Origin of the sequence: Kineosporia sp. A_224, from assembly GCF_002198655.1 — a bacterium.
Lineage (GTDB): Bacteria > Actinomycetota > Actinomycetes > Actinomycetales > Kineosporiaceae > R-H-3.
The window spans coordinates 1-26,692 of the sequence record NZ_MWLN01000055.1; the positions used below are offsets into that span (position 1 = coordinate 1).

The 26,692-nt window shown below is 74.1% G+C and carries 21 protein-coding genes; 7 read left to right on the forward strand and 14 right to left on the reverse strand.

Going from position 1 to position 26,692, the window contains the following annotated elements:
• Together hemE and EDJALFJO_RS04525 are read right to left on the reverse strand one after the other, a co-directional pair.
• The coding region (hemE, locus tag EDJALFJO_RS04520) for a uroporphyrinogen decarboxylase (RefSeq protein WP_143448292.1) at positions 1–942 on the reverse strand (942 nt) is incomplete at its 3' end.
• A 20-nt stretch (positions 943–962) separates the two neighbouring features.
• Positions 963–1,793: a DMT family transporter gene (locus tag EDJALFJO_RS04525; RefSeq protein ID WP_088282657.1), complete on the reverse strand. Its 831-nt coding sequence runs from the start codon at positions 1,791–1,793 to the stop codon at positions 963–965.
• Positions 1,794–1,898: 105 nt separating this feature from the next.
• Between EDJALFJO_RS04525 and EDJALFJO_RS04530 the strand changes: the two genes are divergently transcribed.
• The 6 genes from EDJALFJO_RS04530 to EDJALFJO_RS04555 all read left to right on the forward strand — a co-directional run bounded on the left by EDJALFJO_RS04530 (position 1,899) and on the right by EDJALFJO_RS04555 (position 9,338).
• Positions 1,899–2,468, forward strand: coding sequence for a DUF3000 domain-containing protein (locus EDJALFJO_RS04530; RefSeq protein ID WP_233149677.1), 570 nt, complete (start codon positions 1,899–1,901; stop codon positions 2,466–2,468).
• Between the two features lie 139 nt (positions 2,469–2,607).
• Positions 2,608–3,198, forward strand: a complete 591-nt coding sequence (locus EDJALFJO_RS04535; RefSeq protein ID WP_088282694.1) for a response regulator transcription factor — start codon at positions 2,608–2,610, stop codon at positions 3,196–3,198.
• Positions 3,199–3,256: 58 nt separating this feature from the next.
• A complete protein-coding gene (locus EDJALFJO_RS04540) occupies positions 3,257–4,597 on the forward strand; it encodes an HRDC domain-containing protein (protein WP_233149679.1) in 1,341 nt (446 codons plus the stop codon).
• A 231-nt stretch (positions 4,598–4,828) separates the two neighbouring features.
• Positions 4,829–5,719, forward strand: coding sequence for an iron uptake transporter permease EfeU (gene efeU / locus EDJALFJO_RS04545; RefSeq protein ID WP_088282663.1), 891 nt, complete (start codon positions 4,829–4,831; stop codon positions 5,717–5,719).
• 197 nt (positions 5,720–5,916) lie between these two features.
• Positions 5,917–7,137, forward strand: coding sequence for a thiolase family protein (locus EDJALFJO_RS04550; RefSeq protein WP_088282665.1), 1,221 nt, complete (start codon positions 5,917–5,919; stop codon positions 7,135–7,137).
• Positions 7,134–9,338 carry a 3-hydroxyacyl-CoA dehydrogenase NAD-binding domain-containing protein gene (locus EDJALFJO_RS04555; RefSeq protein WP_088282667.1) on the forward strand — a complete coding sequence of 735 codons (2,205 nt, stop codon included), beginning with the start codon at positions 7,134–7,136 and terminating at the stop codon, positions 9,336–9,338. Before EDJALFJO_RS04550 ends, EDJALFJO_RS04555 begins: the two co-directional genes overlap by 4 nt.
• A gap of 97 nt (positions 9,339–9,435) precedes the next feature.
• Here the strand turns inward: EDJALFJO_RS04555 and EDJALFJO_RS04560 are convergent, their stop codons facing one another.
• The 3 genes from EDJALFJO_RS04560 to EDJALFJO_RS04570 form a co-directional block, all read right to left on the reverse strand.
• Entirely contained in the window at positions 9,436–11,022 is a 1,587-nt protein-coding gene (locus EDJALFJO_RS04560; RefSeq protein ID WP_088282669.1) for a hypothetical protein, read from the reverse strand.
• Complete coding sequence (locus EDJALFJO_RS04565; RefSeq protein WP_158220285.1) at positions 11,019–12,428, reverse strand: hypothetical protein; 1,410 nt, start codon at positions 12,426–12,428, stop codon at positions 11,019–11,021. Before EDJALFJO_RS04565 ends, EDJALFJO_RS04560 begins: the two co-directional genes overlap by 4 nt.
• A 68-nt stretch (positions 12,429–12,496) precedes the next feature.
• Positions 12,497–13,852: a hypothetical protein gene (locus EDJALFJO_RS04570; RefSeq protein ID WP_088282673.1), complete on the reverse strand. Its 1,356-nt coding sequence runs from the start codon at positions 13,850–13,852 to the stop codon at positions 12,497–12,499.
• Positions 13,853–13,983: 131 nt separating this feature from the next.
• Between EDJALFJO_RS04570 and EDJALFJO_RS04575 the strand changes: the two genes are divergently transcribed.
• Positions 13,984–14,928: a hypothetical protein gene (locus EDJALFJO_RS04575; protein ID WP_088282675.1), complete on the forward strand. Its 945-nt coding sequence runs from the start codon at positions 13,984–13,986 to the stop codon at positions 14,926–14,928.
• A 29-nt stretch (positions 14,929–14,957) separates the two neighbouring features.
• On the opposite strand, the gene EDJALFJO_RS04580 is transcribed toward EDJALFJO_RS04575, so the two are convergent.
• The 9 genes from EDJALFJO_RS04580 to EDJALFJO_RS04620 form a co-directional block, all read right to left on the reverse strand.
• Positions 14,958–15,362 (reverse strand): hypothetical protein (locus EDJALFJO_RS04580; protein WP_233149680.1); only part of this gene is annotated, 405 nt, incomplete at its 5' end.
• Positions 15,363–15,524: 162 nt separating this feature from the next.
• Complete coding sequence (dxs, locus tag EDJALFJO_RS04585) at positions 15,525–17,474, reverse strand: 1-deoxy-D-xylulose-5-phosphate synthase (RefSeq protein ID WP_088282680.1); 1,950 nt, start codon at positions 17,472–17,474, stop codon at positions 15,525–15,527.
• A 194-nt stretch (positions 17,475–17,668) separates the two neighbouring features.
• Entirely contained in the window at positions 17,669–18,031 is a 363-nt protein-coding gene (locus EDJALFJO_RS04590; RefSeq protein WP_088282682.1) for a hypothetical protein, read from the reverse strand.
• Entirely contained in the window at positions 18,028–19,290 is a 1,263-nt protein-coding gene (locus EDJALFJO_RS04595; RefSeq protein ID WP_088282684.1) for an ROK family transcriptional regulator, read from the reverse strand. The genes EDJALFJO_RS04590 and EDJALFJO_RS04595 overlap by 4 nt, the downstream gene beginning before the upstream one ends.
• Positions 19,291–19,438: 148 nt before the next feature.
• Complete coding sequence (locus EDJALFJO_RS04600) at positions 19,439–20,689, reverse strand: sugar ABC transporter permease (protein WP_088282686.1); 1,251 nt, start codon at positions 20,687–20,689, stop codon at positions 19,439–19,441.
• Entirely contained in the window at positions 20,686–21,480 is a 795-nt protein-coding gene (locus tag EDJALFJO_RS04605; RefSeq protein WP_088282688.1) for an ATP-binding cassette domain-containing protein, read from the reverse strand. The genes EDJALFJO_RS04600 and EDJALFJO_RS04605 overlap by 4 nt, the downstream gene beginning before the upstream one ends.
• A 143-nt stretch (positions 21,481–21,623) precedes the next feature.
• Complete coding sequence (locus EDJALFJO_RS04610) at positions 21,624–22,745, reverse strand: sugar ABC transporter substrate-binding protein (RefSeq protein WP_088282690.1); 1,122 nt, start codon at positions 22,743–22,745, stop codon at positions 21,624–21,626.
• Between the two features lie 382 nt (positions 22,746–23,127).
• A complete protein-coding gene (gene acnA, locus EDJALFJO_RS04615; RefSeq protein ID WP_088282692.1) occupies positions 23,128–25,818 on the reverse strand; it encodes an aconitate hydratase AcnA in 2,691 nt (896 codons plus the stop codon).
• Between the two features lie 201 nt (positions 25,819–26,019).
• On the reverse strand, positions 26,020–26,692 hold a 673-nt coding region (locus EDJALFJO_RS04620), incomplete at its 5' end, for a class I SAM-dependent RNA methyltransferase (RefSeq protein ID WP_143448295.1).

A 26,692-nucleotide genomic window follows, 5' to 3' on the forward strand; every position in this document is an offset into this window, starting at 1 on the left:
CCTCGAGGCCCGGGTCCGGGAGACCCTCGCGGCCGGGGCGAAGAGCACCGCGGGGTCGAGGTTGCCCTGCAGCGCCTTGCCGGGCACCCGGCGGGCCGCGACGTCGAGCGGCACCCGGAAGTCGACGCCGACGACCTCGGCACCGGCCTCGCCGATCGCCGCGAGCAGCTCACCGGTGCCGGTGCCGAAGTGGATCCGCGGCACCGTCGGGTCGAGGTCGGCGACCGCGGCGAGCACCGTCGCCGACGCGGGCTGGACGACGCGGCGGTAGTCCGCGTCCGGCAGCGCGCCGACCCACGAGTCGAAGAGCTGGACGGCGCTCGCACCGGCCGCGACCTGCACCCGGAGGAACTCCCCCGACACCTGGGCCAGCCGGTCCAGGAGGGCCCCGAAGAGCGCGGGGTCGCCGTACATGAGCGCCTTGGTGCGGTGCAGGTCCCGGCTCGGGCCGCCCTCGACGAGGTAGCTCGCGAGCGTGAACGGCGCACCGGCGAAGCCGATGAGCGGCGTCCCGCCGAGCTCGGCGACGAGCAGCCCGACCGCCTGCGTCACGAAGCCGACGGCGTCCGGGGTGAGCTCGGGGATCCGGTCGAGGTCGGCCCGGGTCCGGAACGGCTCGGCGACGACGGGACCGACGCCGGGCACGATGTCGAGGTCGACGCCGGCGGCCTTGAGCGGCACGACGATGTCGGAGTAGAAGATCGCGGCGTCGACGCCGTAGCGGCGCACCGGCTGCAGCGTGATCTCGGCGACGAGGTCGGGCCGGCGGCAGGACTCGAGCATCGGGATGCCCTCGCGGACCTTCCGGTACTCCGGCAGCGACCGGCCCGCCTGGCGCATGAACCAGACGGGGGTCGTCTCGGCCTGCCGGCCGTGGCAGGCGGCGAGGAACGGGGACGTCGCGAGGCGCGGGTCACGGACGGGCGCGGACAGGGTCGTCACGACCGTCGATCCTCGCACGCTCAGCCGACCGCGAGCAGGACCACCCCGGCCATCGCGACCCCGACGCCGGCCCGCTGGACGGCGAGCATCCGCTCGCCGAGCACGTACCGGGCCAGCAGCACCGTCGCGACCGGGTAGAGCGTGCCGAGCACCGAGACGATGCTCACCATCTCGTCGCGGGAGGCCGCGAGGCCGAAGAGGATGTTCGCGCCGGCGTCCGCGAGCCCGACCGCGGCGAGCGCCGGCAGGTCCGCGCGGGACACCCCGCCCGTCGTCCGCAGCGCGAGCCCGAGCACGACCGCGAGCCCGACGCTGACGACGCGCATCCCGACGAGGGTCATGACGCTGCTCGACTCCGCGCCGCGCGCGATCCCGTAGACGCACACCCCGAAGCAGAGCCCGGCGAACGCCGCGAGGACGACGGCCCGCGCCTTCGTCCCGCCGGAGAGCTCCGGGCCGCTCGCGAGGACGGCGCCGCCGAGCGCGACGGCCATGCCGAGCCACTGCAGCACCGACGGCCGCTCCCCGGAGAGCAGCCCGGCGACCACCGGGACGACCCCGCCGAGCGCGGCGATCGGCGAGACGACGCCCATCGTCCCGGTCGACAGCGCCGTGTAGAAGAGCACGAGCCCGAGCGGCCCGGCGACGCCGGCCATGACCGCCCAGGGCAGCCACCCCGACGGTGCGTCGGAGGCGCCGGAGAGCAGCGCGACGGCGCCGACGAGGACGAGCGCGGCCGCCTGGCTCCACGCGACGACGGCCAGGGCGGGCAGCCGGCGCGTCACGAGGCCCCCGCCGAAGTCCGCGGTGCCCCACAGGAGGCTCGAGAGCAGGGCGAGGACGGCGGCCATGCAGCGCACCGTATCGACGCACCGCCGCAGCCCCGTCGCAGGGCGACGCGTGATTACCGCGCGTCGCGACGTCCGCACAGGGGCGTGGATGCGTACATTTCCGATGTGGCCGTTCGACGGATGCCCGACGAGGCCCCCGAGGAGTTCCAGGGGGCGATCGAACGGCTGCGTGCGGTCCGGCTGCGTCCCGAGGTCGTCCTCGAGGAGGTCCCGGCCCCGCAGCGCATCGCCCCGCACGCCGTCGCCGTGAGCGCGGACGTCGTCCTCGACGACGAGGAGCTCGCGACCGGACGCTTCGTGCTCCTCTACGACCCGGCCGGGCAGGACGCCTGGGAGGGCACGTTCCGGGCGGTGACGTTCGTCCGTGCCGCCCTGGAGTCGGAGCTCGGGAGCGACCCGATGCTCGGCCAGGTCGGCTGGACGTGGCTCCAGGAGTCGCTCGAGTCCGTCGGCGCCGAGTACGGCGCGGCGGGTGGCACGGTGACCCGGGTCGTCTCGGAGAGCTTCGGCGCCCTCGGCGACCGGCCGGCCACCGTGGAGATCGAGGTCCGTGCGTCGTGGACACCGGCCGGCGACGTCGGGCTGCACCTGCAGGCCTGGGCCGGGCTGCTCTGCACCGTGGCGGGGATCCCGCCGCTCCCGAGCGGTGTCGCACCGCTCCCGCGCCGCCGCTGACGCACCCCCGCGCCGGGCCGCCGCGCCCTCGCCGGGCCGGGTTACCTCAAGTCGCACGGTGCCGCTGCCGATCGAACAGGTGACAAGTTCACCACCTTGGCCCCTGACGGGCCACCGGCAGGAGGTCAGCGTGACCACGATGGTCGAGCGAACCGGGATCCCCGTTCCGCGCCCGGGTCGCTTCGCGGCCATGGTCGTCGTGGCCAACCCGAACCTGCGTGAGGCGGTGGCGCACACGCTCCGCGCCCTCGGCGCACGGCACGTCCTCGAGGTCGGCACGGTCGGCGAGGCCCGGATCAAGGCGGGCGTCGGCATCGCCGACCTCGTCGTCGCCGAGGCCGGTCTCCCCGACGGCAGCGGCATCGCGCTCATCCGTGAGCTGCGGGCCGCCGGCTGGCAGCGCGGCATGGTGCTCACGACGAACGACGACCCCTACAGCGTCCGCGCCGCGATCAGCGCGGGCGTCCGCAGCTACCTCGTCTCCGCGGTGTCCGCGGTCGCCGTCCGCCCGCCGGGCGAGCGCGGCGACGGTGTCGACAGCCTCTCGGCCCGCGAGATCCAGGTGCTCCAGCTCGTCGCGGACGGCAAGTCGAACAAGGACATCGGCGAGGAGCTCGGCCTGTCGGCCCTGACCGTGAAGAGCCACCTCGCGCGCATCGCCCGCAAGCTCGGCACGGGCGACCGGGCGGAGATGGTCGCCACCGCCCTGCGGTCCGGCGCCATCGCCTGATGCCGCCCGGCACCAGCCGGGTGAACACGTGGCCACGGACTGTCCTACGGTGGACCCCGTGCCCCCCGCCGACGACGCCCGCGTGACGGTCGGCGACGACGCCCCCGACGCCCGGCCCGCGCTCGTCGCCCTCGACACTCCGCGCGACGGCGTGCCGCCGGTCGTCGCGACGCCCGACGCCCTCGCCGAGGTCGTCGCGGCCTTCGCCGCGGGGACCGGCCCGGTCGCCGTGGACGCCGAGCGGGCGTCCGGGCACCGCTACGGGCAGCGCGCGTTCCTCGTCCAGATCCGGCGCGAGGGCGCGGGGACGGCGCTCGTCGACCCGGCCGCCCTGCCGGACCTCAGCAGCCTCGGCGACGCCATCGCCGACGCCGAGTGGGTCCTGCACGCCGCGAGCCAGGACCTGCCCTGCCTCGCCGAGGTCGGGCTGCGGCCCGCCCTCGTCTTCGACACCGAGCTCGGCTCCCGCCTCGCCGGCTTCCAGCGGGTCGGGCTCGCCGCCGTCGTCGAGCAGCTCCTCGGCCTGAGCCTGGCCAAGGAGCACTCCGCGGTCGACTGGTCGACCCGCCCGCTCCCCGAGCCCTGGCTGCGCTACGCCGCGCTCGACGTCGAGGTGCTCGTCGACGTCCGCGACGCGCTCGCCGCAGAGCTCGAGCAGCAGGGCAAGCTCGACTGGGCGCGCGAGGAGTTCGCCGCGGTCGCCGCCGCACCGCCCGCGCCGCCCCGGGTCGACCCGTGGCGCCGGACGTCCCAGCTGCATCGGGTCCGCAACCGGCGCCAGCTCGCCGCCGTCCGCGAGCTGTGGCAGGCCCGTGACCGGCTCGCCCAGGAGCAGGACGTCTCCCCCGGCCGGATCCTCCCCGACGCCGCGATCATCGCCGCCGTGACGGGCACCCCGGCGACCCCGCGCGACCTGCTCGAGCTGCCGGGCTTCAACGGCCGCGGCGCCCGCCGGCACATCGGCGTCTGGTTCGACGCGCTGACCCGGGCCCGCAAGCTCTCGGACGCCGACCTCCCGCCGCACACGCTGCCGAGCGAGGGCCCGCCGCCGCCCCGCGTCTGGGGCGAGCGCGACCCGGTCGCCGCCGCCCGGCTCGCCCGCTGCCGGGCCGCCGTCACCGCCATCGCCGCGGAGCACTCGCTGCCCGTGGAGAACCTCGTCGCGCCCGACACCGTGCGCCGGCTCACGTGGTCCCCGCCCGCAGGTCCCGGCCCGGACGGGCTGCCCGACCAGGGGCAGGTCGAGGCGTTCCTCCGCGAGCACGGCGTCCGGGAGTGGCAGGTCGCGCTCACCGCAGCAGCCCTCACCGCGAGCATGCCCGCCCCGGGCCCGGACGACCCGGTCCTCGCCGCTCCCGCCGACGACGACGCCACCGCGGCAGCCGGCCCCGACGCCTGAGGCGGCCCCGGCGCGGGCGCGTTCCGCGCTTCGGAACCCCGGACGACGAACCCGGCGGCGCGAGGGACCTTGGGCCCAGGCGGCACGGCGGGACCAAGGGCAGCCTTGCCTCAGTTCGGCCGCACGAATTCGGCAACACGCTCTTTGCCGAATCCGCACGACGCTACTAAGGTGAGCCTTACCTTGCTCGCCACGCCAGCCCCTCCGGGGGCCGGACACCACGGAGGGCCCGTGCTCGCGAACTTCCTCATCGGTCTGCGTGAAGGCCTCGAGGCGTCCCTCGTCGTCGGCATCCTCGTGGCGTACCTCGTGCGCACCGGCCGTCGGGACAAGCTCTCCGCGGTGTGGGCCGGCGTCGGTGTCGCGGTCGCGATGAGCCTGCTCGTCGGCGCGGCCCTCACGTTCACCAGCGCCCGGATGTCGTTCCGCGCGCAGGAGGCGTTCGGCGGCACGCTCTCGATCGTCGCCGTCGCCTTCGTCACGTGGATGATCTTCTGGATGCGCCGCGCCGCGCGCTCCATGAAGGGCGAGCTGCACGACAAGGTCGACAAGGCGCTCGCGATGGGGACCGGCGCGCTCGTCACCACGGCGTTCATCGCCGTCGCCCGCGAGGGCCTCGAGACCGCACTGTTCGTCTGGACCGCCGTCCAGGCCACGAACCAGGGCCCGCGCCCGCTCGTCGGCGTCGTCCTCGGCCTGGGCCTGGCCGTCGCGCTCGGCTGGCTGCTCTACCGCCGGGCCGTCCAGATCAACCTCGCGAAGTTCTTCACGTGGACCGGGGCCGGCCTCGTCGTCGTCGCCGCCGGCGTGCTCGCCTACGGCGTCCACGACCTCCAGGAGGCCGGCATCCTGCCGGGGCTCAACAGCCTCGCGTTCGACGTGTCTCACATCATCTCGTCGTCGTCCGTCATCGGGGCGCTGCTCAAGGGCATCTTCAACTTCTCCCCGCAGACGACGTGGCTCGAGGCCGCGGTCTGGACGGCCTACGTCGTCCCGGTCATGACGTTCTTCCTGCGCAACCAGGGCGCTCCCGCCGCCCCCAAGGCCGTCCCCGCGACCGTCGGCGCGCCGTCCGCGACCGTCCAGCCGCAGGCGACCCGGACGTCGGCCCCCGCCGCCTGACCAGGCACCCGCCCGACAGAACCCCGTGACCCGCCGGCCCTGTGTCGGCGGCTCGCGGGGTTCTGTCGTGCCCGGCTGCGGACGACACCCCGGGCCGGGGTTCCACGGCAAGTTACCGTCGAGTAGCATCTGGGGTTACCGGCGAGTAGCACTCTCGCTCCGCCGCGCCATCGTCGCCGCTCCAGTGGGAGGCCCCCGTGCCCGGCAGTCTGCGTGACGTCGTCTTCGTCGACGGCGTTCGCACCCCCTTCGGCAAGGCGGGTGCCAAGGGCATCTACGCCCAGACCCGCGCCGACGACCTCGTCGTCAAGTGCATCCGCGAGCTCCTGCGACGCCATCCCGAGCTCCCGCCGGAGCGCGTCGACGAGGTGGCCGTCGCCGCGACGACCCAGATCGGCGACCAGGGCCTGACGATCGGCCGGATGGCCGCGCTGCTCTCGGGCCTGCCCAAGAGCGTGCCCGGCTTCGCGGTCGACCGGATGTGCGCCGGCGCCATGACCGCGGTGACGACCACAGCGTCCGGCATCGCGTCCGGCGCCTACGACGTCGTCATCGCCGGCGGCGTCGAGCACATGGGCCACCACCCGATGGGCGAGGGCGTCGACCCGAACCCGCGGATCGTCGCCGAGCGGCTCGTCGACACCTCGGCCCTCGTCATGGGCCAGACCGCGGAGAACGTCCACGACCGGTTCCCGCAGATCTCCAAGGAGCGCTGCGACGCGTTCGCCGTGACGAGCCAGCGCCGGGTCGCCGAGGCGTACGCCGCGGGCCGGATCCAGCGCGACCTCGTCCCGGTGGCGACCCGCAGCGCGGAGCAGGGCTGGGGCCTCGCGACGGCCGACGAGCCGCCGCGCCCGGGCACCACGCTCGCCGACCTCGGGACGCTGAAGACCCCGTTCCGGCCGCACGGCCGGGTCACCGCGGGCAACGCCGCCGGGCTCAACGACGGTGCGACGGCCTGCATCCTCGCCTCCGGCGAGACCGCGGCCGAGCTCGGGCTGCCCGTCCGGATGCGGATGGTCGGCTACGCCTTCGCCGGCGTGGAGCCCGAGGTCATGGGTGTCGGCCCGGTCCCCGCGACCGAGAAGGCGCTGCGCCGCGCGGGCCTGACGATCGACGACATCGGCCTCTTCGAGGTCAACGAGGCGTTCGCCGTCCAGGTCCTCGCGTTCCTCGACCACTTCGGCATCGCGGACGACGACCCGCGGGTCAACCCGGACGGCGGCGCGATCGCCCTCGGGCACCCGCTGGCCTCCAGCGGGGTCCGGCTCATGACCCAGCTCGCGCGGCACTTCGAGGACCACCCCGAGGTGCGCTACGGGCTGACGACGATGTGCATCGGCATCGGCATGGGCGGCACCGTCATCTGGGAGAACCCGCACCACGCGGACTACGGCACGGAGGTCCAGGCGGCATGACGACCATCGACCAGACCCCCGCGACCCCCGGCAGGTCCGACGCCACGGCCCCGCGTCCGCCGGCCCGGGCCGCCCTCGTCGAAGCCGTCGAGGCCGCCTTCGCCGGAGCGCTGCCGGACGAGGTCGTGACGAAGGCGCTCGTCCGGGACGTCGCCCTGCCCGGCGGCGCGGGCACCCTCGCCCTCGTGACGATGGACAACGGGTTCGACCACACCAAGCCGAACACGTTCGGCCCGGCCGGCCTGAAGAACCTCCGGGAGGCCCTCGACGGCCTCGCGGCGCGCGCGGCGGCCGGCGAGGTCGCCGCCGTCGGCCTCACCGGCAAGCCGTTCATCTTCGGCGCCGGGGCGGACCTCAAGGTCGCCGCCGCGGGCAAGGACCGCGAGCAGGCGCTCATGGTCGCCCGCTACGGCCACGAGGTCTTCCGCGGCCTCGGTGAGCTCGGGGTCCCGACGTTCGCCTTCGTCAACGGGCTCGCCCTCGGCGGCGGGCTCGAGGTGGCGCTGCACTGCGACTACCGGACGATCTCGTCGTCCGCGCCCGCGGTCGCGCTCCCCGAGTGCTTCCTCGGGCTCGTCCCCGGCTGGGGCGGCACGTACCTGCTCCCCCGGCTCGTCGGCCCGGACAAGGCTGCCGAGGTCGTCGTCGGCAACGCCCTGAACAACAACAAGATGCTCGACGGCACCAAGGCCTTCCGCCTCGGGCTCGCGGACGCGATGTTCGAGGCCGCCGACTTCCTCGAGCAGTCGCTGCTCTGGGCGGCGGACGTGCTCACCGGGCGCACCAAGGTCACCCGGCCCGAGGTGAGCACCGACGAGGCCCTCTGGGAGGGCTCGCTCGGCGCCGCGACGGCGATGGCCGACTTCAAGCTCAAGGGTGCCGCCCCCGCGCCGTACCGGGCCGTCGAGCTCATGCGGCTGGCCCGGACCGCGACCCGGGACGAGGCGTTCGAGGCCGAGTCGCAGGCGATCGCGGACCTCGCGACGAGCGAGGAGTTCCGCTCCGGGATCTACTCCTTCGACCTCGTGCAGCGGCGGGCCAAGCGCCCCGCGGGCGCGCCCGACCGCGGCCTCGCCCGGCCGGTGACCACCGTGGGCGTCGTCGGGGCCGGGCTCATGGCGAGCCAGCTCGCGCTGCTGTTCGTCCGCCGGCTCCAGGTGCCCGTCGTCCTCACCGACCTCGACCAGGCGCGCGTCGACAAGGGCGTCGGCTACGTCCACGGCGAGATCGACGGCCTGCTCGCCAAGCGCCGGATCTCCCCCGACGCGGCGAACCGGCTCAAGGCGCTCGTCAGCGGCTCGACGGACAAGGCCGCGTTCGCCGCCGCCGACGTCGTCATCGAGGCCGTCTTCGAGGACCTCGACGTGAAGAAGCAGGTCCTCGCCGAGGTCGAGGCGGTCGTGGGCAGCGAGTGCGTGCTCATGACGAACACGTCCTCGCTGTCGGTCACCGCGATGGCGGCCGACCTGCAGCACCCCGAGCGCGTCGTCGGCTTCCACTTCTTCAACCCGGTCGCCGTCCTGCCGCTGCTCGAGGTCGTCCGCGGCGAGCGCACGGACGACGCGACGCTCGCCACCGCGTTCGCCGTCGGCAGGCAGCTCAAGAAGTCCTGCGTGCTCGTCAAGGACGCCCCGGCGTTCGTCGTCAACCGGCTCCTCACCCGGATGCTCGGCGAGGTGACCAAGGCCGTCGACGAGGGCACCCCGCCCGAGGTGGCCGAGCGTTCGCTCGACGCCCTCGGGATGCCGATGCCGCCCTTCGTCCTGCTCCAGCTCGTCGGCCCGGCCGTCGCGCTGCACGTCGCCGAGACGATGCACGCGGCGTTCCCCGACCGGTTCTCCGTGTCGGCGAACCTCGGGCGGCTCGTCGCGGCCGGCAAGACCGGGATCTGGTCCTGGGACGCCGAGGGCAAGCCGTACATGGACGACGCGACGAAGGCGCTCTTCGAGGTCGGCGACACGGCGCTCACCGCGGACGAGGTCCGCGGCAAGGCCCTCGCGGCGATCGCCGAGGAGGTCCGGATCATGCTCGACGAGGGCGTCGTCGCCGAGCCGCAGGACATCGACCTGTGCATGCTGCTCGGCGCCGGCTGGCCGTTCCACCTCGGCGGCATCACGCCGTACCTCGACCGCACCGGGGTCAGCGAGGCCGTCACCGGCCGGCGCTTCCTGCCGCGGGGCGTGGCGAGCGTGCCCGCCTGACGAAGGCCGAAGGCGCGTCCTGCGACGACGAGGCGGCGGTCACCCGAGCCCCGGGTGACCGCCGCCTCGCGCGTGCGTCGCGGGTCGGACGAAGCAGTCAGACGAACCGGCTGCGGATCCGCCGCGCGTAGCTCTTGGTCTCCGAGACCAGGGTGGAGCGCTTCGTCTTGAGCACCTTCTTGAGGATCGCGGCCTCGACCGCCTCGGGGTCCTCGTCGGGGGACCGCGCACCGGCCGCCGCGTAGAGCCGGGCCAGCGACTGCTCGCCGTAGCTGTCGGCGATGTGCAGGCACGTGAGCCAGCCCGTCGTGTACGTGTCCGACACGTGCTTGGACGTCCCCGAGTAGAAGTCACCCGGATCGGCGACGAGCGACGGCTTCCAGGTGCCGCGCTTGATCTCGGTCCACGTCGTCCGCGGCAGACCGCGGGCGGCGAGCGCCCCGACCCCGTCGACGGCGGACCCGCCGGTCCGGAACGCCGTGTACTCGGCGATCCCCTCGACGAGCCACGTCGGCACCGACTCGCCGCCCTCGTAGGCGAAGGCGACGTGGGTCAGCTCGTGCCGCAGGACGGCGCGCGACTGCGCGGTGTTGCGGCCCAGCAGGAACGGGGTGACGACCATCCGCGGGGTCGCCTCCTCGGGGATGTCCGCGAGGTCGAGGACCGGGGTGGCGTAGAGCATCTCGACCTTGGCGTCGAAGACAGCCTCCTTGGTCACCTTGTTGCTCTTGGCGTCCCGCCCGCCGAACTGGGAGTCGACGAAGCGGCGGTCCGTCGTCGCGTAGACGACGGCCTTCCCGTTCCAGGACTTGACCTTCCACACCGCCCGGACCGCACCGATCGCCTGCTCGACCTGGGCGGCGAGCCGGTCGACGTCCCGCTTCCGCTTCGCCTCGCCGACGACGATCGTGTGCGCCTTCTTGGCGACGTAGACCGTGCCGAGCATCCACGGCTCGGACGCCGTGTAGAGGTCCAGCTCCTCCGCCGCGTCCTTGTCGCCGACGACGAGCCAGCGGCCGCCCCGGTCGGCGAAGCTCAGCCCGAGCACCGTCGAGGCCGTCTTGCGGTCGAAGGAGCTGATCCGGGTGCGGACCTCGACCGCGGCCGCGACGGCCTCCGCCGACGCTCCCGGGGCGTCGTAGGACTTCCCCGCCGGCAACGGGTACGTCTGCCGGTCCGGCCACCCGAAGGCCACCTGGTCGTAGCCGATCGCCCGCAGGTTGCGGAACATCGTCCGCATCCGGGTGACGAGCTTGGTGTCGACCGGGTCGACGAGCGCGAGGAAGGCCGCCTCGTCCTTCGCGGTGTAGGCCGCGGTCATCGCAGCCGTCGCGGCCTCGATGCCGTCGTTGCGGGCCCGCTCGCCGGCGCTGAGGTCGGCGTCCGCGTCGTCCGGGTCGGTCCCGCCCTGGGAGCCCTGGCTCACCCGGTCCGGCAGCGCGACGGGCGTCGAGAACGGCAGCGGGACGGCACCGGTGTCGAGGGCGACGACCGCGGCGACGGCGGCGGCGAGCAGCCCGGTGCGCAGCAGCCGTCCCGGCGTCCTGCGCGGGGCGCGCGGCGGTGCGGACGACGGCACAGCGGCCGGGACCGCCGGCCGCACGGACGACGGGACCGGCTGCGGAGCCGGCGCGGGGAGCGGCGGCGGCAGCGGTGGCGGGGTGGCCCGCGGCTCGTCGGTCACGTGCGGGCCGCCAGCCGCCGGGCGTACCGGGCGACGTTCGCCGACAGCTGCGGCATGGTCATCTTCAGCACCTTCTTCACTGCGGTGTCCGTCCGGGGCTCGGCGGCCGTGGCGGCGACGAGCTCGCGCAGCCGGGCCTCCCCGAAGGTGTCTGCGACGTACGTCGCCGTGAGGAATGCGGAGTCCCAGTCCGCCGCCACCCGGGCGTCCGAGCCCTCACCGAAGGCGTCCCGGTCCTTCGTGAACCGGGGCTTCCACGTGCCGGCCCGCAGGCCGGCCCACGTCGGGTCGTAGAGGCCGCGCCGCCGCGCCGCCTCGACCGCGTCCTTGCCGGTCGCCGGCCGCCAGGAGGTGTAGTCGGCGGCCCCGTTGTAGAGCCAGGCCGGGATCGCGTCCGTGTCACCGGTGCGGAACGACATCACGGTGAACGCGTAGCGCAGGTCGGCCCGGGTGGCCCGGGTGTCGCGCAGCAGGAAGTCCGTCGCGACGACGACGCGCATCCCGGTGCGGGGCGACGCCGCGAGGGCGTCCTCGGTGACGAAGGTGCTGAAGTAGTCGGCGTGCTTCTGCCCCGGGCCGGCGAGTCCGGCGCCGAACCAGGTGTCGAGGTACGCCTCGTCCGTCAGCGCGACGACCACGGCCTTGCCGTTCCACGCCGGGTCGGTCCAGACCTTGCGGGTGTCGACGATCGCCGCCTCGGCGCGGCTCGCGAGCCGTGCGTTCGCGCGGGCGTTCTTCGCCATGCCGACGACGAGCACGTGCGGCTTCGCGACGGCCGCGAGGTCGACGTCGACGTCCCACGGGTCGGGCTCCGCGCTGAGGAACCGGCGCTCCCACGACGTCACGAGCCACCGGTCGGCGACCTTGTGCAGCCCCACGTCGACCGCGACCGGGGTCGCGCCCGTGTCGTAGCCGGTGAACGTCGTCCGCAGGTGCGCGTGCGCGACGATCCGGGTCGCGGCGTCCGGGGCCTGTCCGCCCGACACGTCGACGCCCCACGACCCGTCCCAGTCCAGCCCGGCGGTCACCGCGGGCAGCGCCGTGAGGTTGCGGGCGAGCCGGCGCAGCCGTTTCGCGGCCGCGGCGTCCTGCGGGTCGACGAGCCGGCCGAACGCGGCGACGTCGTCCGCGGCGAGCGCCGCGTCGAGGGCCGTCACGGTCACCCGGACCGCCTTCTCGCGCGCCGCGTCCGCAGCGGCCGTGGCGGCCGGCACCCCGGGCCGGGCCGCCTGCTGCACCACCGGCTTCGGTGTCGACAGCGGGAGCGGGACGACGCCGGTGTCGAGGGCGACGACGGCGCCCAGCGCCGCCGCGAGCAGCCCGGCCCCGACGGCCCTGCCACGCAGCCGGGCGGCACGCCGGCCCGGCGCCTCCGCGACCGGTGCTGCCTCGTCGACCTCGGACATCCCCACCCCCTCGTTCCCCGGAGTGACGCCGGGACGGTCCGGTCCGCTCCCCGGCGGCGGCACGCCGGTCACCCGGACCGCGCCACGAGCCGCCGGGTCCACGCCTGGAGGTCCCGGACGAAGGCCGCGCGGGTCGTGCCGAGCGCGTTGAAGGCGGCCCGTTCCCGCGCCTCGCCGTAATCGGTGCGCCCCGAGACGGCGTCCCAGGCCGCCTGCATCCTCGCCTCGCCGTAGCGGTCGGCGATGAACTGGTACGCGAGCCAGGCCGAGTCGTCGGCGCTCTCGCGCTGCGCCGTCGTGGTGATCTCGTCCGCGGCGTCGGGCAGCCGCGGGGTCCACGTCCCCCGGCGGACGGCCCGCCACGTCTCGTCGTAGAGGCCACGCCGCTCCAGCGCGGCGTCCGGGTCGACCTGCGCGCCCGCGCGGGTCGAGACGTAGAGCGAGACCCCCTCGATCATCCAGTCCGGTACACCCCGGCCGTTCGTCGTCAGCGCCGCGCCGTAGCCGACGGCGCGGCGGACGCCCATCCGCGACTCGGCGTCGTCCACGGCGAGGTACCCGGCACCGAGCGCGATGCGCAGCCCGCCGCCGGACGTCTCGTAGGTCCACCACGAGTAGGGGTGCGGGTCGCCGGTCCCGGCCTCGTGCGGGCCGAACACCCGCTCGAGGAACTTCTTCTCCGTGAACGCGTAGACGACGACGGTGCCGTCCCAACCCGGCTGCGGGAAGACCCCGCGCGCCTGGACGGCGGCGCTCTCGGCGCGGCCCGCGAGGCGGGCGTCGAGTCGCTCGACGCCCGCGGTCCCCAGGAGCAGCACGTGCGGCTTGCGGACCACGGCGATGTCGACCGGCAGGAGGAACGGGGTCTGCGGGATCGCCTCGTTCGGGTCCTCGACGGGGTCCCAGCCGCTGAGCAGCCAGCGGCCGCTCACCTGGCGGACACGCGCGTAGACGTAGTCGTAGGCCGGGATCTCGCCGGTCACCATCCGGGAGGTCAGCCCGAGCCGGATGCCCAGGTCGCCCTGCGCCGAGGGCGTCGGCTCGCGGCGGTCCCACTCCAGCTCGGCGCTCGCCCCCGGCACCACGCGCACGTTGTGCACCAGACGGCGCACCCCGCGGGCCACGGCGGCCTCCCCGGGGGCGACGAGGGCGTCCACCGGTGCGCCGGTCGCCAGCGCCTGCGACAGGGCCGTCACGGTCGCGGAGATGCCGTCGTCGCGGGCCTGGAGGGCGGCCGGGGCACCGGTCGCCCCCGGACCCGCGCCCGGGTCGGACGGTGTGCTGCCCCCGCGGGTGGCACCGGTGGCCGCGCGCGGCGTCGAGTACGGCATCGGCACCACGCCGGTGTCGAGCACGACGACCAGGCCCACGGCGGCGGCGAGCAGCGTCGACCCCGTGAGCCGTGTCCGGCGGGACGACGTCACCAGCGAAGATTAGGGCGCCCGGGTGCCGCCGGGAACACGGATCACCGGACGTGCCCTCCCGGTTGCGCCGCACGGGGGACAGATCTGTCGGCGCGGCGGTCCGGGCGTCGCACGTCGTTACCGTGAGGAGCGTGGGGACACCGGAGGACGCCGTGCTGCGCCGCGGTGTCCTCGCGGTCGCGGTCCTCGACGACGTCGACCTCGAGCCGACCGTCGACGGGGTGCTCGTCCCCTCCCCCACCGGGGCCGCCCGCGTCCTCGTCGGCTGGGACCGGGTCGGTCAGGCTGCCGCCGGGCTGGCGCCCGAGTCCGCCGTCGCCCGGCTCCGGATCGCCACCCTGCTGCGGACCGAGGCGCTGCTCGCCGACGGGCTCCCCGGCACCGACTGGGCCGGCCGGCACGTCCGGGCTCTCGCGCTGCCCGTCGGGCACCCGCTGCACCCCGGCCGCGGCTGGGCCGTCGAGGGCGTGCTCGGCGGGGTCCTCGACGTCGGCCTCGGCCTCGTCGACCTGCCCTGGACCGCCGACGGCGTCCTGCCGCTGCCGCCCGGCGCGGCGGCCGGCCGCGGCACCGGGACGGACCTGCCCGCCGCATGGTGGCCGATGGCCCGCGACCACGCCCGTCGGATGGGGGCGCTCGCCGCCGTCCGCGTCGGCCGGGGCTCCGGGCCCGACGACGCGCCCGGGGCCGGCCCGGACGAGGCGCCCGGGGCACGCCCCGCCGGGACGCTGCGCCCCGTCGGCGGCTGCGACGTCCTCACCCTGCTCGCGACCCGACCGCTGCGGGCCGCGCTCGCGGCGTCCGACGGCTCCGGGATGCGCGCGGTCGCCGTCCCGACCCGCAGCCGCGGCTGGTACGACCTGCGCCGGGTCGACCCTGCGTTCGCGGGTGCGGTGTGGTCGGCCACCGAGGAGCCGGTGCGCGGCCTCCCGAGGCCGTTGCTCGTCACCCGGGACGAGGTCGCGCTCGCCAGGGCAGGCGGCGACCCGGCCGGTGAGGCCCTCGACCTGCCGCCGGCGCTGCGCCCCGGCGCGGGCCGGGAACGGCGGCCCGGACGGCACCGCGCCGACGGCTGACCCCTCCGGCCGCGCGCCGGCGGCGGCGGTCAGGCGCCGGCGGGGCCGGGGTCGCTGAACGCCCCGGCGCCGATGAGGACGGCGAACAGGACGACCGTGAGCACGACCGACGCCACGACCAGGCCCCAGGTCCAGCGGACGAGCCGCCGCGCGGAGTCGAGGTCCTGGTCGACCCGGCCCAGGGCGATCCCCGACGTGATCGCCGACGCGATGAGCAACGGCGAGCAGCACATGAGCACCAGGACGGCGCTGACGACGAGCCCGACGATCGCCTGCGTCCGCAGGGAGGTCGCCTCGGGCGAGCGCTGCCACGCGCCGTACTGCGGGCCGTACCCGTACTGCTGGTACCCGTACTGCGGGCCGTACCCGGGCGGGCCGTAGCCGTACCCGGGCGGCCCGTAGCCCGGCGGGCCGTACCCCGGGGGCACTCCCCCNTGACATGAGCGAGCAGCAGGGGGACGGCGTCCCGTACACGGGCGGTCCGGCGTCGGGCCGGGGCGGTTCGGGGACGCCGTCCCCCTGCTGCTCGCTCATGTCACGTCCTCGGTCGGCTGTCGACCGGGATCATGCCATCCGGGGCGGGCCGGCCGGCCGGATCAGGGCTCGACGTCGACGTCGACCCCGGCCCCGACCGCGGCCTGGAGCCGGGCGACGGTCTCGACGACCCGGCGGGAGATCTCCTGCGGGGTGAGGCCGACCTCCTCGAGCACCTGGGCACGGGTGCCGTGGTCGAGGAACCGCGCCGGGACGGCGAAGGTGAGCGTCGGCGTGAGGAGCCCCTCGTCGGCGAGCCGGTCACGGACCGCGCTGCCGACGCCGCCGGTCTTGAGCCCGTCCTCGACGACGACGACGAGCCGGTGCCCGCGCGCGAGGTCGACGAGGGCGTCGTCGACGGGCGCGACCCAGCGCGGGTCGACGACGGTGACCTCGACGCCCTGCGCCTCGAGCCGGTCCGCAACCTCCAGGCACAGGCCGGCGAGCGCACCGACGGAGACGACGAGCACGTCGGTCACCGGCTCCGCACCGTCCGCGGCCTGCGACCCGTTGCCGCGCACCGGCTCCCGCAGGACGTCGGCCGCGCCGGCGCGGCGCACCGCGGGCAGCTCGGGCGGCAGCGCGCCCTTGGGGAACCGGACCACGGTCGGGCCGTCGTCCACGGCGAGCGCCTCGTCGAGCTCGGCGCGCAGCGTCGCCGCGTCGCGCGGGGCGGCGATCCGGATGCCGGGGACGATCCGCAGCAGCGACAGGTCCCACATGCCGTTGTGGCTCGCACCGTCGTCGCCGGTGATCCCCGCCCGGTCGAGCACGAACGTCACCCCGGCCTTGTGCAGCGCGACGTCCATGAGCACCTGGTCGAAGGCCCGGTTGACGAACGTCGCGTAGACGGCGACGACGGGGTGCAGCCCGGCGTAGGCCATGCCCGCCGCGCTCGTCACGGCGTGCTGCTCGGCGATGCCGACGTCGAAGACCCGCTCCGGGAAGCGTTCGGCGAACCGGTGCAGCCCGACCGGGATGAGCATGGCCGCGGTGATCCCCACGACGTCCCGGCGCCGGCCGCCGACCTCGACCATGGCGTCGGCGAACACCCCGGTCCACGAGTCGCGGGCGACCGAGCGGGGGCGCCCGGTGAGCGGGTCGATGATGCCGGTCGCGTGGAACCGGTCGGCCTCGTCGTTCTCCGCGGGCGCGTAGCCGTTGCCCTTGCGGGTGATGACGTGCACGATGACCGGCCCGCCGAACGCCTTGGCCCGGTTCAGGGCGTGCTCGAGCTCGGCGACGTCGTGGCCGTCGACCGGCCCGACGTACTTGATGCCGAGGTCCTCGAACATGCCCTGCGGCGCGACGACGTCCTTGACGCCCTTCTTGACCCCGTGCAGCGCCTCGTAGGCCAGCCGGCCGGGCAGGCCGCTGCGCTGCAGCGTGCTCTTGCCCCAGTCGAGGAAGCGCTCGTAGCCGCCGGTCGTCCGCAGCGTCGCCAGGTGGTGCGCGAGGCCGCCGATCGTCGGGGCGTAGGAGCGCTCGTTGTCGTTGACGACGACGACGAGGTTGCGGTCGGTGCCGGCGGCGATGTTGTTGAGCGCCTCCCAGGCCATGCCGCCGGTGAGGGCGCCGTCCCCGATGACGGCGACGACGTGCCGGTCGGTCTCGCCGCGCAGCTCGTGCGCCTTGGCGATCCCGTCGGCCCAGGACAGCGCCGTCGAGGCGTGCGAGTTCTCGACGATGTCGTGCGGGGACTCGGCCCGGCTCGGGTACCCGGAGATCCCGCCGCGGCGGCGCAGCCCGGAGAAGTCCTGTCGGCCGGTGAGGATCTTGTGCACGTACGACTGGTGCCCGGTGTCGAGGACGATCGAGTCCCAGGGGCTGGAGAACACCCGGTGCAGGGCGATCGTCAGCTCGACGACGCCGAGGTTCGGGCCGAGGTGGCCGCCGGTCTTGGAGACCTCGGCGACGAGGAACTCCCGGATCTGCGAGGCGAGGTCCTCGAGCTCGGGGACCGTCAGCCGGCGCAGGTCGGCGGGGTCGTGCAGGGCGTCGAGCGACACCATCGGACAGCTCCTCCTCGGCCCTCGGCCGGCAGGGGGCGGACCGTCGGGCGGGTTCGAGTCTAGGTCCGGCCCGCCGTCCCGGCCTGGTGGAGCCGGGCTTTTGCGTCACATCCGTGCGGACTTCCACCCGGTCTCCACATCGCGGCACGCGACCGCGACCGCGGGATCATCGCCGCGGGATCACCGCCGCGGGTTCACAGCCGCGGGACGTGCCGCCGTCCGCGCAGCGCCTCCTCGACGAGGCCCACCGCGCGGGAGGTGCCGAGGAGCCGGGCCACCTCGGTCTCGAGCGCCTCGACGAGCGCTGCGAGCGCCTGCGGCTCGACGGCGTCCGAGAGCGCCGTCCGGACCCCGGCCAGCGCCCGCCGGGCGCCCTCGTGCGCCGCCTCGACGTGCCGGACGGCGACCCAGGCGAGCGCGACCGGGCGCCGGACGAGCACCGGGTACCCGCGGTAGTCCGGCGGGCAGAGGTCGAGCAGCCAGGCCACCGCGGACCGTTCCCAGTCCGGCGAGCCGGGCGGCCGGACGTCCGCCGGCCAGCCCGGCGGGACCGTCACGACGCCGTCACCGTCGCGGACATCGTGGCGGACATCGTCCTGGTCGGCGCGAGCCGGCGGTTGCGGCGCAGCGTGCCGGCGGGGTCGTCGAGCACGTCCTGCCAGGCGAGCTCGGACGCTCCGACGAGGACGGCGTCCCCGCCGAGCTCGGGGGTCACGAGGGACACCTGCTCGGCGGTCGCGGTGAGGGCCGCCGCGTCGAGCGACGCGCGGACGGCCGCCGCGTTCGACGGGAACAGCTCGCGGAGCAGCCCGCCGATGATGACCAGGCGCGGGTTGATGATGTTGACGATGGTGGCCAGCCCGAGGCCGACGTGGTGGGCGACGCCGTCGAGCGCCGTGCTGCCCTCGGCGGCGGCGCGGCGCATCGCCTCGACGAGGTCCTCGGTCGTCACGCTGCCGAGCCCGAGCGCACGGGCGATGGCCGGGCCGCCGATCTCGGTCTCCCAGCAGCCCCGCGCCCCGCACCGGCACGGCCGGCCCTGCGGGTGCACGAGGACGTGCCCGAGCTCACCGGCGTAGCCGCCGGCGCCGACGAGCGGTGCACCCCCGACGATGAGACCGCCACCGACACCGACCTCGCCGGCGATGAAGACGACGTCGTCGTAGCCGCGGGCGGCGCCGCGGCGGTGCTCGGCGAGGATGCCGAGGTCGGCGTCGTTGCCGACGCTCACCGGCATGCCGCCGAGCTGCTGGGCGAGCAGGTCCCCGAAGGGGGCGTCGACCCAGCCGAGGTTCGGCGCGAACCGGACGCAGCCGTCGGAGTGCCGGATGACGCCGGGGACCGAGACCCCGAGGCCGAGGATGTGCTCCCCCGCCGCCGGGTCGGTGAGGACGGCGTCGACGAGACGGCGGATGAGCGAGGCGACGGACGCCGGGCTGCCGCTCGTGAGCCGCCGGCGGCGGCGGGCGACGACGCGCCCGCCGAGCCCGACGAGCGCGACGACGACCCGGTCGACACCGACGTCGGCGGCGAGCACCTGGAGGTGGTCGTCGGCCGGCCGGACGACGAGGGACGGGCGACCCGCACCGGTCTGGGAGCCTGCGGGGCGCTCCTCCCGGACAGCGCCGAGCACGACGAGCTCGGAGACGAGCGCGGCGATGGTGCTGCGGTTCAGGCCCATCCGGGCCGTCAGCTCGGCCCGGGTCAGCGGACCCGCGAGGTGCAGGTGCTGCAGGACGGTGCCGAGGTTGTGCCGCCGGACGTCCTCCTGGGTCCCGCCCTTGGCGGCAGCGGACGTGCGCGACTTCGGGGGCATGGGTGATGCACCCTCCTGTCAGGTCGGTGCCGTGGCGGCGCAGCGCCCGTCGTGGACGGGCACGCACGGGCACCGTCGGCCGGTCCGTCCGGCGGGCGCGGGTGCGCCCGCCGGACGGACTCGTGCAGTGCTGCGGTGTCCGGACCCGCTACCTGCCGCTCGCCGCCGCCCGCCGGCGCGCGATCGCGTCGACGCTCGCGGCCAGGAGCAGGACGCCCGCGGTGACGACGAACTGGATGCCGGCCTTCGACGTGATGAGCGGCAGCCCGTTGTAGATGACACCGATGACGAGACCGCCGACGACCGCGTCGATGACGCGGCCCTTGCCGCCGAAGAGCGACGTGCCGCCGATGACCGCCGCAGCGACCGACAGGAGCAGCGTCTGCGAGCCGCCCGACGTCGGGGAGACGGAGTTGTCGCGCGAGGCGATGAGGATGCCGCCGATCGCCGCGAGCGTCGACCCGATGACGAAGCACGTGATCTTGATGTTGGCGACGTTGATGCCCGCCCGGCGCGCCGCCTCGGCGTTGCCGCCGACCGCGTAGACGTGCCGGCCGAACGACGTCCGGGTGAGCAGGAAGGTCAGCCCGACGACGAACACGATCGTGATCGGCACGATGATCGGGACGCCCTTGAGCGAGTTGAGCGCCGGGTTCACCGAACGCTCCTGGTTCAGCAGGAGGGTCGCGCCGCCGAGCAGCACCCCGAGGGTGCCGATCTTGGCGAGGACGACGGCCGGAGCCGTCGTCGGGAGCCCGGCCGACCGCCGGCGGGCCAGGTTGCCGAAGGTGATGGCGGCGTACCCGCCGACGACGACGACGAACAGCGCCCAGCCGAGCAGCGGCGTGAGGTTGTTGTTGTTCACCGCGAGGATCGTCTCGTCGCGGATCGGGATCGTCCCGCCCTCCCCGATGACCAGGAGCAGGACGCCCTGGAGACCGAGGAAGTAGGCGAGCGTCACGACGAACGACGGGATGCCGAGCCGCGCGACGAGCAGGCCGATCGTGAACCCGATGACGGCGCCGGTGACCAGGCACGCCACGACGGCGATCGGCCAGGCGTACCCCTTCTGGGTCATGACGACGCCCATGATCGCGGCCGAGGTGCCCGCCGTGTAGCCGGCGCCGAGGTCGATCTCGCCGAGCAGGAGGACGAAGACGAGGCCCATGGCGATGAAGATGTACGCCGCGCTCTGGTTGAGCAGGTTCGCCCAGTTGAGCTTGGAGCTGAAGACGTCCGAGGTCGCCGAGAACAGGATGACCAGGACGAGGAAGCCGAGGACCGCCGGGAGCGAACCGGTGTCGCCGCCGCGGAGCCGGTCGACGTAGTCGCGCACCGCCCCGCCCAGGCCGCCGGCCTCGAGGGTCTCGCTGGCGGGGGTTGCCGTGGTTGTGGTCACGCCACGACCTCCTTGTCGGGTGCCTTGAGACCGAGGTCGCCGCTGCGGCCGGCGGTGATGAGCTCGACGATCTGCCCGTGGCTCAGGGACTCGGACGGGACCTGGGCGGCCATCTGGCCGAGGTAGAGCGCAGCGACGTTGTCCGCGACCCGGATGACGTCGTTCATGTTGTGCGAGATGAGGATGACGGCCAGGCCTGCGTCGGCGAGGCGGCGGACGAGCTGGAGGACCTGCTCGGTCTGCGCGACGCCGAGGGCGGCGGTCGGCTCGTCGAGGATGACGAGCTTGCTGTTCCAGAGCACCGCGCGCGCGATGGCGACGGTCTGGCGCTGACCACCGGACAGGCTCGAGACCTTCATCCGGACCGACTTCAGGGTGCGGACGGACAGGCCCTTGAGGGTCTCCGTCGCCTTCCGCTCCATCAACGTCTCGTCGAGGATGACCCCGCTCGTCGCCTCGCGGCCGAGGTAGAGGTTCTGGACGACGTCGAGGTTGTCGCAGAGCGCGAGGTCCTGGTAGACGACCTCGATCCCCAGCGCGTTGGCCTGCTTGGGGTTGGTGACCTCGACCTGCTGGCCCTCGAAGGTGTACGAGCCGGAGTCGAAGCTGTAGATGCCGGCGATCCCCTTGATGAGGGTCGACTTGCCGGCGCCGTTGTCGCCGACGAGGGCCGTGACCTTGCCCGGCCACACGTCGAGGTCGACGCCCTTGAGGACGTGGACCGCGCCGAAGCTCTTGTTGATCCCCCGCAGGCTCAGCAGCGGGGTCGTGCTGCTCGTGGACGTGCTCATGCTTCCTCGCATCTCGCGGCGGGACCGGGACGGGACCAGGGGGCCCGGGCCCAGTGTGGACCCGGGCCCCCCGGTGTGGCACTCCCCGGTGACCATCAGATTCTGGTCACCGGCTGCGGTCGGTCAGACCGACCGTCGCCCGATCAGGAGATGCCGTTGTCCGCGCACGCCTTCTGCAGCTCCGGCGTGGTGCAGACCTTCTCCTTGGTGGTGAAGCCGTCGGCGATGACGTCCTTCACGGTGTCCTTGTAGATGGCCTGCGGCTCGAGCAGCACCGACGGGACGTCCTTGCCGGTGGTGCTGTCCGCGGTCTTGCCGGTCGCCGCGGCGTCGGCCGCGGCCTTGTCACCCTTGGCCAGCGCGATCGCGAGCCCGGCGGCCGCGTCGGCCTCCTTCTTGACGGCCTTGTAGACCGTGACGTACTGCGTGCCGAGCAGCAGGCGCTGCAGGCCGTCGTCCGTCGCGTCCTGGCCCGACACCGGGATCTTGCCGGCGAGCTTGTTCTTCGCGAGGACGGCGATCGCCGCACCGCCGAGGCCGTCGTTCGCGGCCGCGACACCGACGAAGTCACCCTTCGTCTGCGTGAAGATCTGCTCGAAGATCGTGCCGGCCTTCGTGTTGTCCCAGTCCGGGACGGCCTGGTCGGCGGCCACGGTGTAGCCGCCGTCCTTGATGACCTTCTCGTAGCCCTGCTTGAACAGCGTGGCGTTGTTGTCGGTCGGCGAGCCGTTGAGCAGCACGACCGGACCCGAGTCCTTGCCGTTGGCCTTCATGCCCTTGACGAGGCCCGTGCCGATCGCGGTGCCGACGGCCACGTTGTCGAACGAGACGTAGTACGCCGCGCCGCCGCCGAGCGTGAGGCGGTCGTAGTCGATGACCGGGATGCCGGCCGCGGTGGCCTTCTTGATGACGGCCGCACCGGTGTCGGAGTCCAGGTTGACGATGAGCAGGACCTTGACGCCGCTGGAGATCATGCCGTCGGCGATCGTGGCGAACTTGGTCTTGTCGCCGTTCGCGTTCTGGATGTCGAAGTCGACCCCGGCCGCGGTGAACGCGTCGCCCAGGAACTTGCGGTCAGCGGTCTCCCAGCGAACCGACGACGCGGTGTCGGGGAGAATGACGCCGATCTTGCCCGGCCCCGCGGCCGTGCTCGACGCGCCGGCCGAGCCGGTGTCGGTGCCACCGCTGGAGCTACCACCACAGGCGGAGAGCGCCATCGCGCCCGCGGCACCTACGGCGATCAGACCAACCAAACCCTTGCGCATGCTCCGGTCCTTCCTGGGGCATCGATGCCCCAGATCGAGGGCCCGCGGTCACGGGTCCCTGCACTTCCGCGGCCCCTCCCAGCGGGTCGCGGAAACATCTCCCCGGGAGGCCTGCGACCACGCGGGGCGACGTGCGCCCGCGGGAGCCTCGGCGGTCCCGGATATGTTGCCGCCCGCAACTTATTCTGCCGGGGCGGTGCAGGGAAGGGCTTTGCGCGGGAAGACCGGTCACTGCTTCGTAACGATTGCGACTCGTGCCCGTGACCTCGCGCACAGACCGTGTTCGCCTCCGGGCCACCCTGCGGACCCGGGACGGGCCGCGGACGCAGGAGGGGGCCCGGCCGACCGGCCGGGCCCCCTCACGTGCGGGACGTCGTCCGGGTCAGCCGCGAACCAGCTGCCGCAGGACATACTGCAGGATCCCGCCGTTGCGGTAGTACTCCGCCTCGCCGGGAGTGTCGATCCGCAGCACGGCGTCGAAGGCCGTGACGGTGCCGTCGGCCGCCGTCGCGGTGACCCGGACGGTGCGCGGCGTCGTCCCCGCATTGAGCTCCTCGACCCCGCTCACGGCGAAGGTCTCGCTCCCGGTGAGGCCCAGGCTCGCCGCGGACTCCCCCGCCGGGAACTGCAGCGGGAGGACGCCCATGCCGATGAGGTTCGACCGGTGGATCCGCTCGTACGACTCGGCGACGACCGCCTTGACACCGAGGAGCGCAGTCCCCTTGGCGGCCCAGTCCCGGCTCGAGCCCGAGCCGTACTCCTTGCCGGCGAGGATGACGAGCGGGACGCCCGCGGCGGCGTACGCCTGGGCCGCGTCGTAGATCGACGTCTGCTCGCCGCCGGCGAGGAAGTTGCGGGTGAAGCCGCCCTCGACGTCGGTGAGCAGCTTGTTCCGCAGCCGGATGTTCGCGAACGTGCCGCGGATCATCACCTCGTGGTTGCCGCGGCGCGAGCCGTAGGAGTTGAAGTCCTTGCGCTCCACACCGTGCTCGGACAGGTACTTCCCCGCCGGGCTGTCGGCCTTGATCGAGCCGGCCGGGCTGATGTGGTCCGTCGTCACCGAGTCGCCGAGCAGGGCGAGCACCCGGGCGCCCGAGATGTCCGAGACCGGGGTCGTGCCCATCCCCATCCCGTCGAAGTACGGGGGCTTGCGGACGTACGTCGAGCCGGCGTCCCAGGCGAACGTGTCACCGGTCGGCGTCGGCAGCGACTGCCACATCTCGTCACCGGCGAAGACGTCGGCGTAGTCCTTCGTGAACATCTCCTGCGTGATCGCGTGCGCGATCGTCGCCTCGACGTCCTGCGGCGAGGGCCAGACGTCGCGCAGGAACACCGGCTCGCCCTCCGGCGTGAGGCCGAGCGGGTCGTTCTCGACGTCGAAGTCCATCGTGCCGGCGAGCGCGTACGCGATGACGAGCGGCGGCGACGCGAGGTAGTTCATCTTCACGTCGGGGTTGATCCGGCCCTCGAAGTTCCGGTTGCCCGAGAGCACCGAGACGACCGAGAGGTCGTTCGCCTGGACGGCGGCCGAGACCTCCTCGGGGAGCGGGCCGGAGTTGCCGATGCACGTCGTGCAGCCGTAGCCGACGATGTGGAAGCCGAGCTTCTCGAGGTACGGGACGAGCCCGGCCTTCTCGTAGTAGTCCTTGACGACCTTGCTCCCCGGGGCGAGCGAGGTCTTGACCCACGGCTTGACCGTGAGGCCCTTCTCGACGGCGTTCTTCGCGAGGAGCGCGGCGGCGAGCATGACCGACGGGTTCGACGTGTTCGTGCACGACGTGATCGAGGCGATGACGACCGCGCCGTGGTCGATCTCGGTCTGCGTGCCGTCGGCCATGGTGACCGGCACCTTCTTCGACGCGCGGGGGCCGTCCGTCGCGGGGCCCGCGTAGTCGGCGAGCACCGTGCGGAACGCCTCCTTGGCGCCGGAGAGCTCGATGCGGTCCTGCGGGCGCTTCGGGCCGGCGATGCTCGGGACGACCGTCGAGAGGTCGAGCTCGAGGTACTCGGAGTAGACGACCTCCTTCGCCGCGTCGTGCCAGAGCCCCTGCTCCTTGGCGTAGGCCTCGACGAGCGCGAGCTGCTCTGCCGAGCGGCCGGTGAGCCGCAGGTAGTCGATCGTGACGTCGTCCACCGGGAAGATCGCGCACGTCGAGCCGAACTCCGGGCTCATGTTGCCGATCGTCGCCCGGTTCGCGAGCGGGACTGCGGCGACGCCCTCGCCGTAGAACTCGACGAACTTGCCGACGACGCCGTGCTTGCGGAGCATCTGCGTGATCGTCAGGACGACGTCCGTGGCGGTCGCGCCGGCCGGGATCTCGCCGGTGAGCCGGAAGCCGACGACGCGCGGGATGAGCATCGAGACGGGCTGGCCGAGCATGGCCGCCTCGGCCTCGATGCCTCCGACGCCCCAGCCGAGCACGCCGAGGCCGTTGACCATCGTCGTGTGCGAGTCCGTGCCGACGCAGGTGTCCGGGTAGGCCCGCAGCGCTCCCCCGACCTCGCGCGTCATGACCACCCGCGCCAGGTACTCGATGTTCACCTGGTGCACGATGCCGGTGCCCGGCGGGACGACCTTGAACTCGTCGAACGCCGTCTGGCCCCAGCGCAGGAACTGGTAGCGCTCGCGGTTGCGCTCGTACTCGAGCTCCATGTTGCGCTCGACGGCGTCCTGCCGGCCGAAGACGTCGATGATCACCGAGTGGTCGATGACGAGCTCGGCCGGGGCCAGCGGGTTGATCTTCGCCGGGTCGCCGCCGAGGTCGACGACGGCCTCGCGCATGGTCGCCAGGTCGACGACGCAGGGGACGCCGGTGAAGTCCTGCATGATGACGCGGCCCGGCGTGAACTGGATCTCGGTGTCGGGCTCGGCCGCAGGGTCCCAGCCGGCCAGGGCGCGGATGTGGTCGGCGGTGATGTTCGCGCCGTCCTCGGTGCGCAGGAGGTTCTCCAGCAGCACCTTGAGGCTGAACGGGAGGCGCTGCGCGCCGTCCACCGCCGCGAGGCGGAAGATCTCGTACCCGGCCCCGTCGACCTCGAGGGTTCCACGGGCTCCGAAGGTGTCCTTGCTCAACGCCTCGCTCCTTCGCTCAAGTGGCGTTCGTTCCCCACCGTCCGCCAATCCTGCCGCAGCCCGGGCCCGGTACGAACCGCAGGGCCGCCCGGTGGCCGGCCCGTGCGCCGACCGGCACCGTCACGCGACGAGAGGTGGAGGAATCTCTTGACATCAAGATACATGCTTTGACGTCAAGAGACCAGCCCGCCGTCCGGGTGGTCAGGCCGGGACGAGGGTGGCGACGCACTCCACGTGGTGCGTCATCGGGAAGAGCTGGAACGCGCGCAGCGCGTCGAGCCGGTAGCCCTGCTCGGCCGCCGTGGCGAGGTCCCGGGCCAGGGCCGCCGGGTCGCACGCGACGTAGACGACGACCCGGGGCCGGGCGGCGAGGACCGCGGTGACGACGGCCCGGCCGGCGCCGGTCCGGGGCGGGTCGAGGACGACGACGTCGGCCCGGTCGAGGACGTCCGCCTGCGTCGCGGCGCCGGTGACGACCTTCTCGACCCGGCCGACGACGAGCCGGACGTTCGGCAGGTCGTGCAGGCTGCGGCGGGCGTCCCGGACGGCCCGGTCGTCGCTCTCGACGCCGATGACCGTGCCGGTCACGCCGACCCGTTCCGCGAGACCGGCGCTGAACAGCCCCACGCCGCAGTAGAGGTCGACGGCCCGCTCCCCCGGCTGCGGCGCGGCGGCGTCGAGGACGGCGTCGAGCAGGGTCTGGGCGGCGCCCGGGTGGACCTGCCAGAAGCCGCCGCCGGTGACCCGGAAGTCGCGCGCGACCCCGTCGACGACGACGTGCTCAGCGACCCAGGCCCGGCCGCGGACCCGCTGGACGGCGGTGCCGTCGCGCCGGGCGACCGAGGCCTCGGCGGCCAGCGGCGGGACGTCGACG

Excerpts from the sequence above, each read along its gene's own strand:
- EDJALFJO_RS04605 (WP_088282688.1), bottom strand. The coding sequence starts at position 21,480 with ATGAGCACGTCCACGAGCAGCACGACCCCGCTGCTGAGCCTGCGGGGG.
- EDJALFJO_RS04565 (WP_158220285.1), bottom strand. The coding sequence starts at position 12,428 with ATGTCCGAGGTCGACGAGGCAGCACCGGTCGCGGAGGCGCCGGGCCGG.
- EDJALFJO_RS04610 (WP_088282690.1), bottom strand. The coding sequence starts at position 22,745 with ATGCGCAAGGGTTTGGTTGGTCTGATCGCCGTAGGTGCCGCGGGCGCG.
- EDJALFJO_RS04555 (WP_088282667.1), top strand. The coding sequence starts at position 7,134 with ATGACGACCATCGACCAGACCCCCGCGACCCCCGGCAGGTCCGACGCC.
- dxs (WP_088282680.1), bottom strand. The coding sequence starts at position 17,474 with ATGGTGTCGCTCGACGCCCTGCACGACCCCGCCGACCTGCGCCGGCTG.
- EDJALFJO_RS04535 (WP_088282694.1), top strand. The coding sequence starts at position 2,608 with ATGGTCGAGCGAACCGGGATCCCCGTTCCGCGCCCGGGTCGCTTCGCG.
- EDJALFJO_RS04525 (WP_088282657.1), bottom strand. The coding sequence starts at position 1,793 with ATGGCCGCCGTCCTCGCCCTGCTCTCGAGCCTCCTGTGGGGCACCGCG.
- EDJALFJO_RS04595 (WP_088282684.1), bottom strand. The coding sequence starts at position 19,290 with ATGCCCCCGAAGTCGCGCACGTCCGCTGCCGCCAAGGGCGGGACCCAG.